This window comes from Desulfuromonas sp. KJ2020, from assembly GCF_024197615.1.
GTDB lineage: Bacteria > Desulfobacterota > Desulfuromonadia > Desulfuromonadales > SZUA-540 > SZUA-540.
On record NZ_JAKUKE010000001.1, the window covers coordinates 308,673 to 328,053 of the forward strand.

The window sequence follows — 19,381 nt, forward strand, 5'->3', positions numbered from 1 at the left end:
CCCCTTTTCGCCATTTTCGTTCGGGGCAAAAAGGAGAAATTCGATGAAGAAACACCTGCTCGCCTGCCTCACCTTCGCCTTGCTGCTTCTGTCAGCGGGCACCCCCTTGGCCCAGCCGACCGAAATGGAGGCGGTGGTGGTCACGGCCACACGCACTGAACAAGCGATCAAAACCGTTCCCGCCAATGTCACCGTCATCGATCAGGAAGCCATTGCCAACTCCAACGCCCAAAATGTCGTTGAGCTCCTCCGTTCGCAGGAAGGGATCGTGGTCAGGGACCTCCTCGGCAACGGTAAAACAGCCAACGTCGACCTGCGCGGTTTCGGAGAAACCTCAGCGGCCAACACCCTCGTTCTGGTGGATGGACGGCGCGTCAACGCCATCGATCTCAGCGGCACGGACTGGCTTCAGATCCCCCTGAATCAGATTGAACGAATCGAAATCATCCGAGGAACCGGCGGAGTCCTCTATGGCGACAATGCGACCGGCGGGGTGATCAATATCCTCACCAAAGTTCCGGCGGGTGGACTGCACGCTTCAGCAGGTATCGAGGTGGGCAGTTATGACTTCAATAAAGAGAAAGTCTCGTTAAGCGCCTCGCAGGAAAGCCTGGCGGTTTCACTGTACGCCAGCCGCAGCGACACCGATGGCTACAGGGACAACAATGACCTGCTGGCCAAAGATGTCGGCGGCAAATTCTCTTATTTTGCGACAGACGCTTTGACCCTGCGTCTCAGCGGCACTTACCACTACGATATCTACGGCATGCCAGGGGCCCTCAATGCCGGGGAGTTGGCGCTTAACCGTCGGGCCGCCAAAAATCCTGACGACGAGGCCGAAACGCATGACCGATATCTGCAGGCCGGCCTGGACTTTGAAAGAGCGCATGGCAGCCAGGTCTCGGCAGATGTGTCATTCCGTGACCGGGACACGGACGCCAATGTGGTGAGCTGGGCCTTTAAAGCCAGCAGTTCGGTCAAAACCTGGGGATTTACCCCGCGGTACACATTAGAAACGGACCTGTTTGGCTACCCGCATAAATTCATAGCGGGGGCAGACCTTTATCGTTCCCAACTGGAAAACGTATCCTCCTATAGCCTGGCTGACATCGACAAAGATTCTCTGGGCCTCTACCTTCAGGATGAAATTTACCTGCGGCCCGATTTTATCCTCTCCGCCGGGGTTCGTCAGGAATGGACCGCTTACGATTTCGCGCAGGAGGATCTGGGTGGTGCCCTCGCTTCCCTTGACGACACCGCATCAGAGAGGAATCATGCCTGGTCCCTCGGATTGACCTATCTCTACAGCGACCATTCCTCCGCCTTTGTACGCACCAACAAAAGCTTCCGACTGCCTTTGGTCGATGAAATGATCCAGTATGACTACATGGCTGGCTCTATCAGCCTGAACAGCGCCCTGCAGCCTCAGACCTCTCTGCAATTCGAGGCAGGAATCCGGCATCACTTCGGTGAAGCCTTCGAAGGCAGGGTCACGCTTTTTCAGGCGGATATCAAAAACGAAATTTTTTACAACCCCATCGACTACTCCAATCAGAATCACCCGGAGACAAGACGGCGCGGCCTGGAATTCGGTGCCGACCTCAAACTGGCCAGGCACATTTCCCTCACCGGCAATTACAGTTACACCGAAGCCACCTTTGAAAAAGCCCCCTTCGCCGGGAATGACGTGCCGGCCGTTCCCAGGCACAAAGCCAACATAACGGCCAAGTTGACCGATATCATACCCGGAACAATTCTCTCAACCACCTATAATTACATGGGTTCGATTTACGCCATAAGCGATCAGGCAAACCTCTATGGCAAAACAAACAGCTTCCATACCCTGGACGCAAAAGCCTCCTATCGGTGGCAAAGTCTCAAAGCATTTTTCGGTGTCAACAACATCACCAACACCAAATACCATCAGCATGTCGTGTCGAACTTTGCGGGTTTGAATTATTATCCGGCCGCGGAACGAAACTGGGTTGCCGGCCTGGAATACGATTTCTGAGGACGCGACTTTGACAGCCCGGCCCTTTTTTGCCATAGTCCAGGCTAATCAGCCCTAACCAGGTCGGGGGATGCCATCCAGCGCATTGCAGCAGTGGCATCCCCCGCCTTTTCTCTTGGAAGCGGTCCCTATGACCCAGCGTCTTCTACCTTTTTTTCTCGTCTTTTTGCTGTGGGCGAGCCCCGCGGTGAGCGCCACCTGGACGGACGCCGTCGGCCGCACGGTGCAGGTGCCTGACCATCCGCAGCGTCTGGTCTCCCTGGTGCCGAGCCTCACGGAGATTCTCTTTGCCCTGAATCTGGGCGACAGGCTGGTCGGGGCGACCCAGTTCTGCACTTACCCTCCCGCCGCCGCCCAGGTGCCGCGCGTCGGCAACTACCTGCAGCCGAGTCTGGAAGCCATCGTCGCCAGCAAACCCGATCTGGTCTTCGCCTCCGCCGACATGGCGGCCCCGGCCCTGGTGGCGCAGCTGGACAAGATGGGGATTGCCACTTTCGTCGTCGCCCCCCGCGATCTGGATTCCACCATCGCCACCATTCGCACCATCGGGTCGGTCCTCGGAGAGGCCGCCACGGCCGACCGTCTGGCCCGCGATATGGAAGAAGCTTTCTGCCGTATTCGTGGGGCCACCGAAAAGCTACCCCGGCCTCGCGTCTTGCTGGCGATTATGGTCAATCCCCTGACGGTAGCCGGTCCCAACACGCTGGGGCACCATCTGATTGAAACAGCCAGGGGGATCAATGTCGTGCCGGATGGACCCGGCCGCTATCCGACCTGGAGCATGGAAGCCGTGCTGGCCGCCGATCCCGATGTCATCATCGTCTCCCCCAACCCCGGCGAGGCCAACCCGGCTGCCCACTTCGCCACCTGGCCGCAACTGCGAGCCGTCAAGGAGAATCGCGTGGTCACCATCCCCGACCCGGACTGGGTCTACCGGCCAGGCCCCCGCCTGGTGCTGGGTCTCGAGGCGATCGCCCGCGCCCTTCACGGCAGCGGACTGCGGCTAGAGGATGCCTCATGCGCGCCCTGACGACACCCTTCCGGAGCCCGGCCTGGCTGCTCATCCTCACCGGCTGTCTGCTTCTCGCCTTCGGCTTTTCTCTATGGGCAGGTCCCCTGCGCATTCCCTTTACCGACATCCTCGCCGTCTTTTTCGGCACGGAAACCGACGCGGCCCAGTCTACCGTCGTACTGAAGATTCGACTCCCCCGGGCCGTGCTGGCCGCGCTGGTCGGCGCGTCGCTCGGCTCGGCCGGCTGTGCTTTTCAGGCGGTACTGCGCAATCCGCTGGCCGATCCGTACGTGCTGGGGGTCTCGGGGGGCGCCGCCCTTGGGGCCGTGGCCGCCATCTCCCTGGGTTTCGCTTCCGCCATGATCCTGCCCGCGGCCGCCTTTGTCGGCGCCATCGGCGCCCTGGCTCTGGTCTATTGGGTGGCCCGCGCCCATCGCAGCACCCCGCACACCCTGATCCTCTCGGGCGTCATGGTCGGCAGTTTTGCGGCGGCCCTGCTCCTTTTTCTGCTCTGGCTGGCCCCGTCAGACCCCGTCCGCTCGGCGATTTTCTGGCTGGCTGGGAATTTGAGTCTGGCCGATCCCAACCTGCTCCCCTGGGCGATGGCCTGGAGCACCCTTGGCTTTGCTGTGCTCTGGCTGCATTTTCCCGCCCTTGACCTGCTGACCCAGGGTGAAGAGGTCGCCGCCGATCTTGGCCTCGCCGTCGGTCGCGCCCGCCTGCTCGTCTTTGTCGCCGCCGGCGCCCTGACCGCCTGCGCCGTGGCCATGGCCGGACTGGTCGGCTTCGTCGGGCTGGTGGTGCCCCACGCGGCCCGCCTCCTCTGGGGCCCCGGTCACCGCCGCCTGTTGCCAGCCTCGGCTCTCTTGGGGGCCGCCTTTCTGTTGGCCGCCGATGCCGTTTCCCGCCAGATTCTCGCCCCGGCCGAAGTGCCCGTCGGTGTGGTGACCGCCCTGCTGGGGGCGCCCTTCTTTCTCTATCTGCTGCGTCGCAGCGAGGGGGGCGCGTGATCCGTACCGAACACCTCGGTTTTGCCTATGGCAAAGAACCGGTGCTGCAGAACCTCGATTTCGAGGTGCGTTCCGGCGAAATTCTGACCATTCTAGGCCCCAACGGCTGCGGCAAATCAACCCTGCTGCGCCTGTTGCGCGGCCTGCTCAAGCCGACGGCTGGCGGCGTCTTCTGGGGTGAACGCCCGGCCCACAGCCTGCGCCGGGTGGAGATGGCCCGCCTGGCCGCCGTCGTCCCCCAGTTCACCGTGGCCCACTTCCCCTACACCGTGCGGCAAATGACCGCCCTGGGGCGTTTTGCCCACGGCACCGCCCTGCGTCCCGAATCGAAGGAAGATCGCCGCGCCATTGAACAGGCCCTGGCCGTCACCGACACCCTGCACCTGGCCGATCGACTCATCACCGGCCTGAGCGGCGGCGAACTGCAGCGCGTCATCCTCGCTCGCGCTCTCGCCCAACAAACGCCGGTGCTGTTCCTGGACGAGGCCACCAGCCATCTCGACCTGGATCATCGTCTGGAGATCGCCGATCTGCTGGTGCGCCTCAACCGCGAACAGGGCACGACCATCGTGCAGATATCCCACGACCTCGACCTCGCCGCCCAGGTTTCCCATCGCCTGATGCTCCTCACCGACCACGGAAGACTGACCGCCCTCGGGCCCCCGGTCGAGGTCCTGACCCCTGCCAATCTGCGCAAGGTCTTCCGCGTCGATCTGCAGGTGGAAACCAACCCCTACACGGGCGCGCCCCGCGTCTTCCCCATCTCCCAGCGGCGGCAATGGAGCAGCGCCCCTCCGCGCCTGCACGTGATCTGCGGGGGCGGGCTCGGCGCCGATACCCTGCGACGGCTGCATGTGGCCGGCTGCGCCCTGTCTGTCGGCCCACTCAACCGTGGCGACTCCGACGCTACTCTTGCTCTCGCCCTTGACCTGGATCCCGTGCTCGAGGAGCCTTTCTGTCCTATCTCTGCCAAAGCCGCCAGCGCCGCCGGCACCCTGGCGCATCAGGCGGCCGCGCTGGTGGTGGCGCCAACCTGGTGGGGGCCGGGCAACCTGATCTGCCTGCAGCTGGCCCTCGATTGCTGCCGGGCTGGCCGACCCGTTTTCCTCATTGACCCGCAACAGGAACGAGACTTTACGGAGGGGAAAGCCTGGAGTCTCACAGAAGAGATCAGGTCGGCGGGAGGTCAGGTGGTGGACGATGTGGAGGAGGTGCTGAAGCACCTGCGGCGGGACGGATAAAAAAGGGGCCAGCGACGTACATGCCGCTGGCCCCTTCCACGTCGTGCATAGTTGGCGGGTTTACCGATCGGTGAAGCGGGGCGGCCGCTTCTCCAGAAAAGCACTCATCCCCTCTTTCTGGTCGTCGGTGGCGAAAGCCAGGGCGAAGAGTTCGGCCTCGTAGGCGCAGGCCCGGTCGAAATCCATTTCCAGTCCATTTTCCACCGCTTGCTTGTTCAATTGCAGAGCAACGCGCCCTTTGGCCGCCATCTTCTCGGCCAGACGCCGGGCTTCTATCAGCAGTTGGTCGGCCGGCACCACCCGGTTGACCAGGCCGATGCGAAAGGCTTCGACGGCGTCGATCCGGTCCCCGGTAAAGAGCATCTCCTTGGCCCTCCCCTTGCCCACCAGCCGAGGCAGCCGCTGGCTCCCACCAAACCCCGGCAGGATGCCGATGTTGATCTCGGGCTGGCCGAAGCTGGCCATCTCGCTGGCCAACCGGATATCGCAGCACAGGGCCAGTTCGCAGCCGCCGCCGAGAGCGAAGCCGTTGACGGCGGCGATAACGGGTTTGGGTCCTTTCTCGATGGCCGCGAAGGTCTTCTGCACCTGCAGGGCCAGGCGGCGGGCCGCCAGAGGGTCGAGCTTCAGCAGACCGCTGATGTCGCCGCCGGCGGCGAAGGATTTCTCTCCGGCGCCGGTAAGAACGATGGCGCGCACCGCCTCATCGGCGAAGAGCTCCGAAAAAGCCCGATCCAACTCATCGAGCGTTTCCTGATCCATAGCGTTGAGCACTCGGGGACGGTTGAGGGTCAACACCGCTACGCCTCGGGTAATCTCGAGCAGCAGGTTTTTGAATGCCATAGATGTCCCTTCTGAGAGCGGTCCGGTCAGGACTCGCGCAGGTTTACCAGGGTGCGGCCGCAAGCCTGCCCCTTGAGGATCGCCTCGATCTTTTCATCAAGCTCATTGAGGCTGCACTCGCTCGCGACCATTTTCAGCCGCTCGGGCTTCCAGTCGCCGGCCAGCTTTTTCCATACCTGCAGGCGGGTTTCCATGGGACATTGCACCGAATCGACGCCAAGCAGTGAGACCCCACGCAGAATAAAGGGAAAAACGTTCATAGTCAGATCCGAGGAACCGACCAGACCGCAGCAGGTCACCACGCCACCGTAGCGGGTGGCTTTGAGGGCGGCCGCCAGGGTCTCACCGCCGACGGCGTCAACGACACCGGCCCAGCGCTCCTTCAGCAGGGGTTTTTCGGCCCCTTCAGTGACGGCCGCGCGTGGGATGACCTCACTGGCGCCGAGCTGTTGCAGATAATCCTCTTCCTCGCTTTTACCGGTGGCGGCCACCACGCGATACCCCGCTTTGGCCAAAATGGCCACGGCCAGGCTGCCGACGCCACCGGTGGCGCCCGTCACCAGGATGTCGCCATCGGCGGGCTTGACTCCGGCATTAGCCAGCTTCCACACCGACAAGGCCGCCGTAAATCCCGCCGTGCCCAGAATCATGCTTTCCCGCAGGGACAGCCCCTCCGGCAGACTTACCGCCCACTTGGAAGGAACCCGGATGTACTCCCCGAAGCCCCCCGCCGTATTCATGCCCAGATCGTAGCCTGTCACCAGCACCTTTTCGCCGTGGGAGAAGAGCGCGGTGGAACAGTCAACTACCTCGCCAGCGGCATCGATGCCAGGCGTGTGAGGATAATTCCGCGTCACCCCTTTATTGCCGATCGCAGACAGAGCATCTTTGTAGTTGAGTGAGGAGTAATGAACCCGGATCAACAGATCGCCCGGCGGCAGTTCATCAATTTTTCGCGACACGACCTTGCGGGTGAACTCTTTGTTGTCGCCCTCTTCCACGACCATGGCCTTGAACGTCCTCTGTGGCATGCGCGCCTTCCTCCTTTTCTGCTGAGTTGAAGTTATGAACGAATGGCCTGCAACAGGTGGTTCATGTTATCTTTTCTCGGAACTTCAGGTACTAGCCTAGGGGCTATGGCGATTCGCGTCAAGGGTCCAACCGGCGGGGAGACCAAATTTTTCCGTCACGAACCGGAACTTCGTACGCCTGAAGGGTAGGCACTCTGCCCCTGCAGGCTTCCGTATCTCTGGTACAATCCTTTGAGACTCTGAATGAAGGCTGGCATGGAAAAATCGACCGCGACACTGGAAACCGGCCCCAGCGCCGGGGGGGAATTCACCCTGAGCCTGACAGGACATCTCGATGCGGCCTCGGTTGGGCCCCTGTGGAAAAAGATGGACAAGCTTTTTGCCCAGGGCACAGGGGATCTGGTGCGCGTCGATGTCGGCGGGCTGCTCTATATCGACGGCGCCGGCGCGGCCCTGCTGATTGAAATCGGTCGCCGACAGCTGCTGGCCGGGGGGCGCTACGAGCTGGTGAATCTTCAGGATGAGTTCCGACAGCTGCTCGATCTCTTCGATCCGGCCGACTATCTAGAGGCCTATCCGACCAAGCCCGCCTGCTCGAACCTGCCCAACGAAGTCGGCAGAGCGAGCGTGAGTCTCTGGCGTAACATTATTACCCTGGTGGCGTTCGTCGGCGAGCTCAGTACCGCTCTGCTCCATGCCGTGCTGCATTTCCGCAAGATCCGCTGGAAGGACACCTTCCTGATTTTCGAAACCGCCGGTATCAACGCCTTGCCGATCATCACGCTGCTCAGCTTTCTGGTCGGACTGATCATGGCTTTTCAGGCCGCCATCCCCATGCGACAGTTCGGGGTCGAGATTTACGTGGCCGACCTCATCGCCCTCTCCATGCTGCGCGAGCTGGGGCCGCTGATGACCGCCATCATCCTGGCCGGCCGCTCCGGCTCGTCCTTTGCGGCGGAGTTGGGTACTATGAAGGTCAACGAAGAAGTCGACGCCCTCACCACCATGGGACTCGACCCCGTGCGCTTTCTGGCCATCCCTCGTCTGCTCGCCGCCCTGGTGGCCACGCCGCTGCTCACCATCTTTTCGAGTTTGCTTGGACTGCTTGGCGGCGCTGTCGTCCTGCTGGCCATGGGCTACCCCCTCGTCGCCTATGCCAACCAGGTCATCGGGGCGGTTAGCCTGCAAGACCTGGTTGGCGGCCTGGCCAAGACCTTCTTTTTCGGCCTTCTTATCGCCGGCATCGGCTGTCTGCACGGCCTGCAGGCCGGGCGAGGCGCCAGCGGCGTCGGCAAAGCGGCCACCAGCGCCGTCGTGGCCGGCATCATCCTCATCATCGTCACCGACGGCATCTTTGCCGTGGTCTATTACTATCTGGGCTTCTAACTATGGACGACCACACAGATCCCATCATACAGGTCAGGGGCCTGACTGCCGCCTACGGTGATCAGGTGATCTTGCAGGATGTTTCTTTCGAGGTGAACCGTGGGGAGATCTTCATTATCCTCGGGGGCTCGGGCTGCGGTAAGAGCACCTTGCTCAAGCATATGATTGGGCTATACAGGCCACGCTCCGGTGTCGTCTTGCTTAACGGCAGCGACATTGTCAGTGCGCAAGGGGAAGCACGCCGGCGCATTCTTCGACAGATCGGGGTCAGCTACCAGAGCTCGGCGCTCTTTGGCTCACTGACGCTGCTGGAGAATGTCTGTCTGCCGCTCGATGAATTCACCGACCTGCCGACGGAGGCCAAAGACCTGGTGGCGCGCATGAAACTGCGACTCGTCGGGCTGCAGGGATTTGAGGACCACCTGCCGGCTGAATTAAGCGGGGGGATGCAAAAGAGAGCCGCCATCGCCCGGGCCATCGCCCTCGATCCGGCCATTCTCTTTCTCGACGAGCCCTCTGCCGGTCTCGATCCGGTGACCTCGGCCGAACTTGACCTGCTCATTCGCAATCTGGCCGAATCGATCGCCAGCACTTTTGTCATAGTGTCCCATGAACTCCCCAGCATCTTCGCCATCGCCGATCATGTCATCATGCTGGACAAAGAGAGCAAAGGCATCATCGCCGAAGGACATCCCGTCGATCTGCGGGATCACAGTGAAGACCCACGAGTTCGTCGGTTCTTCAATCGCGAGGTCGCCTGAAGCATTCAATTACACTAAGGGCCTGGCCCGACCATCGCAGGAGTTTTTTCAACCATGAGTGAACGCGCCAACTTCTTCAAAATCGGCCTCTTCGTCATCGGCGCGACGACCATCGTCGTCGTGGGGATTGTCGTGCTCGGGGCCAACGTCCTCTTCCGGCATCCCATTGTCATGGAAAGCTACTTCGATGAAACGGTGCAGGGCCTTGACGTCGGCTCTCCTGTCAAGTTTCGGGGTGTGCAGATCGGGCGGGTTGAAACCATCACCCTGGCCGGCAACGAATACCCCACCGCCAAACGCTACGTTCTGGTGCGCTTCGCCCTCGAACGGAACGCGTTTCAACTTCAGGCCGAACATATGAATACCCAATTGCTGCAACGGGAGATCGACAAAGGGCTGCGCGTGCGCACGGCGGCCAAGGGTGTTACGGGCACTGCCTTCCTGGAGGCCGACTATCTTGACCCGCAGCGCCATCCGACCCTTGCCATCGACTGGACGCCGGATTATCCCTACGTCCCCTCGGCCGGCAGCGTCATCACCCAGCTCAGCGATTCGGTCAACCGCATCCTGTTTGCCCTGGAGAAGATCGACCTCGAAAGACTGATTATCAACATGGAAGAATCCCTGCAGGCTATCGCCGGCCTGGCCCGCGACACCAACATGAAAGAGATCAGCCGCCAGACCGAACTACTGCTGACGGAGATCCGCCGCACCAACAGCAACCTCGACCAGATGGTACAGGGCGTTTCCGCCGAACTGCCCTCCAGCCTGGCTAACCTGCGGCAAACGCTCCATCGCCTTGACAGCCTGCTGGTCAACCAACAGCCCAACGTAGAAGAAACCCTGGACAATCTCCGTGTCCTCAGTGACAACCTGCGCACCCTCAGCGACGAGGCCCGCGCCTACCCGGCCCACACGTTGTTCGGCGCCCCACCCGCTCCCGCCTTCCCAGGAGAAACCCCATGAGAAGTCGACTCTTTTCTCTTTTTGCCATCGCCTTATGCGGGCTCAGCGCCTGCGTACAGGTCGACAATAAAATGCTGGAAAAAAGTCCGCCGACCAGACATTTCTACAGTCTGGAAGTGACCCGCCCGCTGCCTGCGACCGCCGGGCAGACTGGCAACGTTATGCGCCTGGCTCCCTTCCGGCTCGCGGCCCCATTTTACGGCAAAGGATTCATCTACCGCTTCGATGAACACCGCTATCAGAGCGATTACTATCATCAGTTCCTCGCCGAGCCGGCCGCCCTCATCACCACCGCGACCGCAAATTGGCTGTCGGCGTCAGGACGTTTCGCCCTGGTTCACAGCACCTCCAGTCGCCTCGGCGCGGACCTGCTGCTTGAGGGGACTGTCGATGCCCTTTACGGTGATTTTCGACAGAAGGAATTCCCCAAGGCGGTTCTCGAGCTGCACCTGCGTCTGCTGGATGTCAAAGCCGACCAACCCGCCTTGTTGTTCGAGCGCCGCTATACAGCCGCGGTTCCCTTCGTGTCCGACTCCCCCGAAAACCTGGTCAAGGCCTGGAACCAGGCGTTATCGAACATTCTCACACAATTCGAGCAGGACGCTGCCTTACACCTGGAGCCGTAAATCAGCGCAGCCGAATCCCGGCACGAAAAAAGGCAGTGCCCAACGAGGCACTGCCCTCAATAAAAATCTTCCATGTCCTTTTTTCTCCTGAATATCTGGCTATTTCATTTTTTTCCTGAGCACTGCCGCCCCAATCAGACCAACACCCAGCAGAATGAGGGTTGACGGTTCTGGAACAGGCGCCGGACCATCGTTAAAGTCCCCGTTGCCATCCTCAATGACGCCGTTAGTGGGTTCTTCGATATACTCTTTTTCCAGTTCGGTGGCGACATTCAGCACATAGAGCGTGGGCATAGTCGTGGAAGCGGTTACGACCTGGGGTTCATCATTAAGCAGATCTATGGTCGTTGATGTGCCCCACCATTCGTCATAGCTCAAAGTTAAGCTATAGCCCCAACCAGAACCCGCCATAAAGAGAACCATAACCATTCCGACCAACAGTGCCTTCATCAAATCATAGCTTTTCATAAGTTCACCTCCTTTCATAAAAGCTTATATGTTTGACCTAGTTGATAAGCAAAAATCGGTCCGAGCCTCTAAGTAACTGAGTTTGTTGTTTTTTTTGATTTCCTCTTCTGCCTCGTAAGAAATGTCAACACTTTCTAATCTTTACAACAAAAATGCACCATGATGCTAAGGTGATGATATCACATAAAAAGAGCCTCCATCACACCAATTGATGGTTATAATTTCGATAAAAGGAACAGTATGTGTAAGATTTTTCGACATAAATTTGAACAGTTTCTTTAACAATGTTCCATTTCAATTTTAATGAGGAAATTGATCACTAATCATAGTGACTTAACTTACCCGTGTCATTGACAAACTCATTTAGCTTATTATTGTTGTCTTATCAAACTGACTAAATTGTTCTTCTTTGTTAATTATAATCATCAGAAAACAACACGACATCATTAAGGCTCAAACCAATTCCGCCAACAGAACACAGGAGGAGGTAAAATGGCTATTAAGATGAAGAGACAAATGTGGCTTGTTCTTGGTGTGGCTATCCTGCTTGTTGGCGGATGCGGTGGCGGCGGGGGCGGCGGGGGGACAACACCACCGGCAGACCCCAGGACATTGACCGAGAGCTATTTTCCCTTTTCACAGGGCAATTTACTTAACTATGAAGGCCGCATCAGTGAAAGCGGCACGCTCACCGACCGATTTTTCAATGCTCTGACGGTGGGGGGCACACACCTCGTCGGCAGTGTGTCAACGACGGTAATCACGGAATCCAACCCCGAAAACGGCGGCGTCGGTGTCGACCTCTATTACCATTTGGCGGCTGACGGGATTACCGATTACGGCAACAATGATGCGACCGACACCATTACGGAACAACTCGTCCCCTATCCACTCGTCGAGTTCCCCATGGTGACAGGCAATTCTTTCGTCCAACTCAACAAATCAGGCCTCACCTGGGATACGGATGAAGATGGGGACGGCACCCCGGAAACCTTTGACATCTATTCTGTGGTGACCCTGGCCGGCTTTGAGACGCTGACGCTCCGTAACACCCCCTTCGCCGACACCGCCCGTCTGGTCACGGACACCACCATCACCGTTCGCCCCTCGACTGGCGCCCCTGCCGTTTCTGTCAGCGGCAGCCAAACCCTCTGGTGCGCGCCGGATTACGGCCCCATCAAACGCAGCATCACCGTTGGCAACGAGACCACGGTGGAAGAAGCCGTGGGGATGCGGGGCAGTTTTGGCGCCATCGGCCTCATGCCACAATTCACTCCTCTGACTGATTTGGCGCCGGCAAGTTCAGATACGGAACAACCCGGTCGCCCGGCCGTCGCCAGCGATGGCACCAACTTCCTGATCGTCAGCGCCCAAACGAATACGATAACCCCCTTCGCCTCCACCCTGGTCGGTGCGCTGGTGGATGGCGACGGTAACCCGATTACCACCGTACCAATTGCCACCCTGGCCAATGATGCCGAATTCAGCCATCCGGGCGTGATCTTTGACGGCACCAACTACCTAGTGGTCTTTCAGACTTCCCGCGAAATCAGGGGTCGCCATATTCAATCAAACGGCACCCCCATTGGCAGCAGCACGGGCTTTTTACTCTCTTCAGGTTCTTCCAACTTCCAACCCGTCCTGGCCTTTGATGGTGCCAGGGCCTTAGCGGCCTGGGCCAAATACGATGAAACAGACTACGACATTTATGGCGCCTTTATCGACGAGCTTGGTCCCGATGGTAGCGAATTTTCGATGGTGAATGAAGCTGGCGGACAAGATGAACCAACTATTGCCTTTGACGGGCTGAACTACCTGATTCTCTATCGTAACTATGCGACATTGCCAGAAGCGGAGAATGGTGACATCTATGGTCGGAGAGTCAATATCAATGGAGCAAATTTGGCGCCAAGCCCAATGCCTGTCTGCACAGCACCACATGGGCAAGGAGCCCCCCAACTGGCCTTTGATGGACTAAATTATTTCGCTGTGTGGGTCGATCTGCGGAATGGCAAATTTGACCTTTACGGTAGCGGAATTGATAAAGACGGAGTCATCTTGGATGGCCCAACCGACACAGGTGGAGTTGCCATCAATACCGCCACTGGTATTACCAAAGGATTTCCCTCCCTCACCTTTGACGGGACGAATTACCTGGTCACCTGGGCAAGCGGCGACCCTGTCAGTACGTTGAACAGCGGCATCTTTGGCAACCGGGTTTCCACCTCGGGCGTCCTACTTGACGCTACGGCAACGGCACTTGGTCAGGCCCTTAGTGAACCACCCGCAGCACCGAGGCAATACATTCATCCCGTGGTTCACTTCAATAGTATGACTGGCCATTCCGTACTGACTTGGGTCGACAACACCGAGGTTTCAGGGACGACCAAGAGGCTTCGCAGCGCAATGATCTGGCCGCTCTGATCCTCCCCGTAAACGACAAGAGGCGGAACCAATCGGTTCCGCCTCTTGTCGTTCTGGTCGAAAAGTGTCTTTTATTTTCCCCGCCGAAGATCCCTCATCTCAACCACTTTCTCCCGTGCTCCCCGCATTCGCTGCATGAACACCTCGCAGGCCGCGCACTGTTTGAGTTCCTTGGCGCAGGCGGTGTTGGCCCGTTCCCAGCAGGGCTTGGTGCGATCGACATAGGCGGAACAGTGGGCCCGCTTGTCAGGGTCGCAGGACTTGATTTCCCAGCAGGGGCTCAGATCGAGAAGTTTTTTGAGGCCGGGTATACTGATACCGTCGTCGTGGATGAGATCGCGCAGGCACTGGATCCACTCGATATCGTCGTTGGAGAAGTAGCGCTTGCTCCCCTGACGGGAAGGCTTGACCAGACCTTCTTCCTCATAGATCCGAATGGTTCTTGGATGCACATTGAGCAATCTGGCGGCTACGCTGATCGGATAAATGGGGTCGCTGCTGTCTACTCCCATTTTTGGCACCTCCCGAGTTGACACGGCTTAGGGAGTCCAGGCAGGAAACTTTGCAGGAATTTTGGACTTACATGAATCATACTATACCGATTCCGTAAAATCAAACACTGTTTTTATTTTATCTTATATGATAAGCCCTGTGATAAATAGATTGCCTAAACCCAGTATGAAGCATAAGTATAATCAGTGTTTTATGCAAAACCAAACCTTAAAGAGTTCTAAATACATTGTTTTAACTTCACAGCTTTCATGTCTTCAACATTGTCGCCAATAAAAAAACCGGCTTCTGTTGCTTTGGCAGGGAGTTTTATAGTATATGCCCCCTATGTCTTTGGAAGAGCACATCATAACTGAAGGCCGACGCCTCGGCTTTGCCGCCGTGGGGTTTGCCGAGGCGAAGGAGGCCGAGACGCTGGGCATTTATAACCGCTGGCTCGACAGCGGCGGTGCGGCCCAGATGAGCTACCTGGCGCGCCATGCCGAACTGCGGGCCCACGTGAACCGGCTGGCTCCCGGCACCCGCTCCATCATCGTGGTGGCGGCACGCTATCCGGTAAACCCTGAACCGGCCCAAGGGGGCATCGCCAGCTATGCGCGCGGACGGGACTACCACAAGGTGATGCGCAAGAAGCTGAAGCAGCTGGTCGCCTTTCTGCGCGCCCATACGGAGATACAGGTGGCGCGTATCTGTGTCGACTCGGCGCCGGTACTGGAGCGGGAATGGGCCATCCGCGCCGGCATCGGCTGGCGCGGCCGGCAGGGGCAGCTCGTCCATGAAGCGTTCGGCTGCTGCTTTGTGCTGGGCGAGATTCTGGTCGATCTGGAATTACACCCTTCTCGCCCTCGTTCTAACCGCTGCTGCAGCTGCCGTCGCTGCATCGACGCCTGCCCGACTGGGGCGATCGACGCCAACGGACTGGTCGAGTCCCGCCGGTGCCGCTCCTACCTGACCATTGAGCACGACGGGGATATCCCCACCCAGGACCAGTCCCTGCTAGGCCAGGCGCTGTTCGGCTGCGATCTGTGCACGGCATCCTGCCCCTGGAACCGCTTCGGCGAGGCGCTGGTCATGCCGGAGCTGACGGGAGACGCCCCGTTCACCCCTGAAGACTTTCTGACCATGACGGAGGAGGTTTTTCAGGAGCGCTTTCAGGGCACCCCCCTTTATCGCACTGGCCTGGCCCGTCTGCAAAGAAACGCCGCCATCGCCTTAAAAAATCGCGGATAAAACACTCCTCACTCCTCACTCCTCACTCCTCACTCCTCACTCCTCACACACAGACAGGGTTCGATCTCCTCCGGAGGAATCGGCCGGCTGAAGAGATAGCCCTGGCCATGGGCGCAGCCGTGTTTTTTCAGAAAAGCCAGCTGCTCCTCCGTCTCTACCCCCTCGGCCACCACATTGAGATGCATTCCGCGAGCCAGACCGATAATAGCAATGGCGAGGGAGGCGTCGTTGGCGTCAACGGTGACATCGCGGATAAAAGATTGATCGATCTTCAGGGCTGAAATGGGGAAGCGCTTCAAATAACTCAACGAAGAATATCCGGTCCCGAAGTCATCGATGGAACAGCCAACCCCCATTTCCGCCAATTCCTGCAGAATCGCGATAGAGGCGTTGATATCGGCCATAATCATGCTTTCGGTGATCTCCAGATGCAGATAGCGGGGCTCGAGGCCGGAGTCCTCCAGCGCCTGTTTGACCATCCCCACCAGATCGCGCTGACGGAACTGGCGCGCCGAAATGTTAACCGAAACCGGCACACGGGCGCAGCCGCGATCCTGCCAGTACTTGTTCTGGCGACAGGCGGTGCGCAACACCCACTCCCCAATGGGCACGATAAGACCGGTCTCTTCGGCCAGGGGAATAAAACTGAAGGGAGGCACCAGATCGCCCTGGCCCCGACGCCAGCGGATCAAGGCTTCCATCCCCACCAAGGTGCCGCTTTGCAGCTCGATCTGGGGCTGGTAGTGAAGCAGAAGTTCTTCCCTTTCGAGGGCGTTGCGCAGATCCGCCTCGAGGATCAGGCGGTCGCGGGCGTGGGCATCCATATCGGGCATGTAGAACTGATAAAGATTGCGCCCCAGTTCCTTGGCCCGATACATGGCCACCTCGGCGGCCTTGATCAGGCTTTCGCTGTCGGCGCCGTTATCGGGGAAATGGCTGATGCCGATGCTGGCCGTCGGGTAAAACTGCAGGTCATCCAGCACCAGCTCGCGGGTCAGACTGAACTGGATCTGCTGGACGATTTCCGAAACCTTTTGGAAATCGGTTATATCCTCAAGAAGCAGAATGAACTTGTCGCCACCGAAACGGGACAGGGTATCCGCCCGCCGCACATGGGATTCGAGCCGCAGTGCCACCTCGCACAAGACGCGGTCACCAAAGGCGTGACCCATGGAATCGTTGACCGTCTTGAAGCGGTCGAGATCGAAAAAGAGCAGGGCCAGTTTGCCGCCAGTGCGCTGGGCCTTGTCGATGGCATGCTGCAGGCGATCGTGCAGCAGCACCCGGTTGGGCAGATGGGTCAGGGGGTCGTAATAGGAGAGATAGTTCAGGCGCTCCTGGTTTTCGCGCAGACGGGTTTCAGCCTGAGCCCGTTCGGTGACGTCCGTGGAAACGCCGATAATGCCCACGACCTTTCCCGTGGCTATTTTCTGCGGACTCCACAGGGTCTCGAAAACCCGCCCCTTGACCTCATTGCGGGCGGTAAATTCTTCGCCGTTCAGAGCCCGCTGAACATAATGCTTCAGTTGAGGCACCTCGTCGAACAGCTCGAAAACCGATTGTCCGACCACCTCGGCCGGCTTCAACCCCATGGTGGCCAGTGAGCGCCCTTCGGAGAGAGTGAAGACGCCCTGGGCATCGAGGGCCCAGAGGATGATGGACGCATTGTTGACGGTCGTACGAAAACGCTCTTCGCTCTGGCGCAGCAGCTCTTCAGCATGCTTGCGGTCGGTGATGTCCTGCACCATGGCGATGGCGTGATCGGGCCGTCCCTCATCGTCCAGTATCCAGGCAACGGTGACATGCCCCCAAACCACGCTCCCCGATTTGCGAACAAAGCGCTTCTCGTAATCGAAGGCCTGCAGGTGCCCGGCCTTGACCTGCTCGTAGAAGAGGCGGGTCGTTTCCCTGTCGGCGGGATAGGTAATATCCTCCACCGACATCTGCAGCAGCTCCTCTTCGGAATAACCAAGAAAGCTGCACATACGGGGGTTTACCATGGAGAACCGACCGTCTTTGGTCAGCGTGTTCATGGCCGCCCCCGTCGAATCGAATATCAGCCGAAAGCGTTCTTCACTGGCCAATAGAGCCTTTTCGGTCTGACGATGCTCCTGCACCTCACGGCGCAGCTCCTGGGTGCGGGCGCGCACCTGCTTGCGCAAGGTCCAGAACCACAGAGCGGCCAGAACGGCAAGCCCCAGGCCGACGGCCAGCAGGAGGGTTCCGTATCGCACCAGGTCCCGCATGGGGACCCGGCTCGGCTCCAAACCGCCCAGCCATTTGTCGTAAAGCCGCTGATAGGTGCCGTCCTCTTTGACGATGGCCAACCCTTCGCTGAAGCGGGCCAGCAGCTCTTCTTCCCCTTTTCTGACGGCAAAACTGCCGTACTGGTCCCAGAAAGGCTCCCCGACGGTCCGCAGGTTGTTCAAGCCGAGCTTGCGAACCCAGTGCAATCCGGAAAGCCGCGAAACCAGAGTAAAATCATAATCCCCATCGGCCACCAGTTGCAGTGCATCAACCTGGCTGGGAGCCAGCGCCAGATACTCATCGAACCCCTGCTGCACAAGGTAATCATGACTGACGTCGCCCCGGTTGACCACGATACGTTTTCCGGCCAGATCGGCAAGGGTTTCGACAGGAGGCGAGTTTCGGCGGGCAAAGATGGAATAATTGACGATGGTATGATGAGGGCTGAAGTCGTAGAGGCTTTCGCGCTCGGGGGTGCGCACCATATTCTGGATGATGTCGATCTCGCCCCGATTCAGGCGTTGGCGGGTCTGGTGCCAGGGAGCCAGGCGAATTTCCACCTCCACCCCCATTGCTTCCCCCACAGCACGGGCCAGTTCGACGTGGAAACCGGTGGGTTCGCCGCTGGCCGGATCGACAAAGCTGTAGGGGGGGAAGTTGTCAGGGCCACCGACAAGAATGGGACGGGCGCCAATTGCCGGCGCGACGGAAAACAGTAACAGAAAAAATGCGGAAAAACCCAGGTGACGCAGCGATTGACCGAAGAACCCAAGAGCCTTCATTTCAGTCTCCTGAACACCGGAAGCCTGCCCAAAAATTCTCGTTCGCAAAACCCGAAAGATTTGATCATGTTAGTGAAACCCCGATAATTCTGCAACCTTTTAACTCAAGAACAGGCAAACAGGCCTCCCGCTGGCCATGGCTGCAGATTGTCCACCTCCCATTTGACATCACCGGCGCGCCTACTAGAATGATGAACAGAGGCTCATCCAGTAAAAATTTCTGCGCAAAAACAGCAGCAAAGGAGATATGCCATGGCCAAAAAAGAAGGCAAGGACATCCCGGCCGTCGAATCGAAAAAATCACTCATCCCCTTCGATGACATGGAGCGCTGGTTCGAAGACTTCTTCCGCCGCCCGCTGGACATGGAGCGCTGGTTTGATGACAGCTTCCGTCGCTCCTTTTTCCCACCCGGCTTCCGCCACCGCCTGCGGGCCGATCTCGCCGAAATTTCACCCTCGGTCGACATCTACGAGGAAGGGGACAACGTGATCGTGAAAGCCGAGGTGCCCGGCCTGGAGAAAGAACACCTCGATATTCGGCTGACGGGTGACACGCTCACCATCAGCGGCGAGAAGAAGACCGAAGAGAAAGTCGAAAAAAAGGATTTCTACCGACTTGAACGCTCCAGCGGGTCCTTTTCCCGCACCCTGCGCCTGCCGGCGGAAGTGCAGACGGACAAGGCCAAAGCCAGCTTCAAAAACGGTGTCCTCGAGATCGTCCTGCCCAAGACCGTTCAGGCCAAAGAAAAAGTCAAAAAGGTCACCATCGAATAGCTGGCACCCGGTATTTGCAGCGAAACCAGCGGCCGCCACATTCCTTTGAGAATATGGCG

At 58.8% G+C, this 19,381-nt stretch carries 16 protein-coding genes; 11 read left to right on the top strand and 5 right to left on the bottom strand.

The window, feature by feature from the left end; all coding sequences use genetic code 11:
* The first annotated feature begins 43 nt into the window (after window positions 1-43).
* The 4 genes from MJO47_RS01405 (at window position 44) to MJO47_RS01420 (ending at window position 5,274) form a co-directional block, all read left to right on the top strand.
* On the top strand, window positions 44-2,011 hold the full coding sequence (locus MJO47_RS01405; protein WP_253959336.1) for a TonB-dependent receptor: 1,968 nt from the start codon (window positions 44-46) through the stop codon (window positions 2,009-2,011).
* A 130-nt stretch (window positions 2,012-2,141) separates the two neighbouring features.
* On the top strand, window positions 2,142-3,041 hold the full coding sequence (locus MJO47_RS01410) for an ABC transporter substrate-binding protein (RefSeq protein ID WP_253959337.1): 900 nt from the start codon (window positions 2,142-2,144) through the stop codon (window positions 3,039-3,041).
* Window positions 3,029-4,033 (top strand): iron ABC transporter permease, encoded by a 1,005-nt coding sequence (locus MJO47_RS01415; RefSeq protein WP_253959338.1) that lies wholly within the window; start codon window positions 3,029-3,031, stop codon window positions 4,031-4,033. The genes MJO47_RS01410 and MJO47_RS01415 overlap by 13 nt, the downstream gene beginning before the upstream one ends.
* A complete protein-coding gene (locus tag MJO47_RS01420) occupies window positions 4,030-5,274 on the top strand; it encodes an ATP-binding cassette domain-containing protein (RefSeq protein WP_253959339.1) in 1,245 nt (414 codons plus the stop codon). The genes MJO47_RS01415 and MJO47_RS01420 overlap by 4 nt, the downstream gene beginning before the upstream one ends.
* A gap of 60 nt (window positions 5,275-5,334) precedes the next feature.
* Here the strand turns inward: MJO47_RS01420 and MJO47_RS01425 are convergent, their stop codons facing one another.
* Window positions 5,335-6,117: an enoyl-CoA hydratase-related protein gene (locus tag MJO47_RS01425; RefSeq protein WP_253959340.1), complete on the bottom strand. Its 783-nt coding sequence runs from the start codon at window positions 6,115-6,117 to the stop codon at window positions 5,335-5,337.
* A 26-nt stretch (window positions 6,118-6,143) separates the two neighbouring features.
* Complete coding sequence (locus MJO47_RS01430; protein WP_253959341.1) at window positions 6,144-7,148, bottom strand: YhdH/YhfP family quinone oxidoreductase; 1,005 nt, start codon at window positions 7,146-7,148, stop codon at window positions 6,144-6,146.
* A gap of 255 nt (window positions 7,149-7,403) precedes the next feature.
* On the opposite strand from MJO47_RS01430, the gene MJO47_RS01435 reads away from it, so the two are divergent.
* From MJO47_RS01435 to MJO47_RS01450, 4 genes are read left to right on the top strand one after another with little or no spacing between them, the layout of a single operon-like run.
* Window positions 7,404-8,534 (top strand): ABC transporter permease, encoded by a 1,131-nt coding sequence (locus MJO47_RS01435; protein WP_253959342.1) that lies wholly within the window; start codon window positions 7,404-7,406, stop codon window positions 8,532-8,534.
* A 2-nt stretch (window positions 8,535-8,536) separates the two neighbouring features.
* Window positions 8,537-9,295, top strand: coding sequence for an ABC transporter ATP-binding protein (locus MJO47_RS01440; protein WP_253959343.1), 759 nt, complete (start codon window positions 8,537-8,539; stop codon window positions 9,293-9,295).
* A 54-nt stretch (window positions 9,296-9,349) separates the two neighbouring features.
* The gene (locus tag MJO47_RS01445; RefSeq protein ID WP_253959344.1) at window positions 9,350-10,261 is read left to right on the top strand and encodes an MlaD family protein; all 912 of its coding nucleotides are present in this window, start codon (window positions 9,350-9,352) and stop codon (window positions 10,259-10,261) included.
* Window positions 10,258-10,887, top strand: coding sequence for an ABC-type transport auxiliary lipoprotein family protein (locus MJO47_RS01450; RefSeq protein WP_253959345.1), 630 nt, complete (start codon window positions 10,258-10,260; stop codon window positions 10,885-10,887). The genes MJO47_RS01445 and MJO47_RS01450 overlap by 4 nt, the downstream gene beginning before the upstream one ends.
* A gap of 99 nt (window positions 10,888-10,986) precedes the next feature.
* Here the strand turns inward: MJO47_RS01450 and MJO47_RS01455 are convergent, their stop codons facing one another.
* A complete protein-coding gene (locus MJO47_RS01455) occupies window positions 10,987-11,355 on the bottom strand; it encodes a PEP-CTERM sorting domain-containing protein (protein WP_253959346.1) in 369 nt (122 codons plus the stop codon).
* Window positions 11,356-11,847: 492 nt separating this feature from the next.
* On the opposite strand from MJO47_RS01455, the gene MJO47_RS01460 reads away from it, so the two are divergent.
* Window positions 11,848-13,779, top strand: a complete 1,932-nt coding sequence (locus MJO47_RS01460) for a hypothetical protein (protein ID WP_253959347.1) — start codon at window positions 11,848-11,850, stop codon at window positions 13,777-13,779.
* Between the two features lie 71 nt (window positions 13,780-13,850).
* On the opposite strand, the gene MJO47_RS01465 is transcribed toward MJO47_RS01460, so the two are convergent.
* The gene (locus tag MJO47_RS01465) at window positions 13,851-14,291 is read right to left on the bottom strand and encodes a MerR family transcriptional regulator (RefSeq protein WP_253959348.1); all 441 of its coding nucleotides are present in this window, start codon (window positions 14,289-14,291) and stop codon (window positions 13,851-13,853) included.
* A 316-nt stretch (window positions 14,292-14,607) separates the two neighbouring features.
* On the opposite strand from MJO47_RS01465, the gene queG reads away from it, so the two are divergent.
* Complete coding sequence (gene queG / locus MJO47_RS01470) at window positions 14,608-15,519, top strand: tRNA epoxyqueuosine(34) reductase QueG (protein ID WP_253959349.1); 912 nt, start codon at window positions 14,608-14,610, stop codon at window positions 15,517-15,519.
* A 29-nt stretch (window positions 15,520-15,548) separates the two neighbouring features.
* On the opposite strand, the gene MJO47_RS01475 is transcribed toward queG, so the two are convergent.
* Complete coding sequence (locus MJO47_RS01475; protein WP_253959350.1) at window positions 15,549-18,548, bottom strand: EAL domain-containing protein; 3,000 nt, start codon at window positions 18,546-18,548, stop codon at window positions 15,549-15,551.
* A 252-nt stretch (window positions 18,549-18,800) separates the two neighbouring features.
* On the opposite strand from MJO47_RS01475, the gene MJO47_RS01480 reads away from it, so the two are divergent.
* Window positions 18,801-19,322 carry an Hsp20/alpha crystallin family protein gene (locus MJO47_RS01480; RefSeq protein ID WP_253959351.1) on the top strand — a complete coding sequence of 174 codons (522 nt, stop codon included), beginning with the start codon at window positions 18,801-18,803 and terminating at the stop codon, window positions 19,320-19,322.
* The last annotated feature ends 59 nt before the right edge of the window (window positions 19,323-19,381 follow it).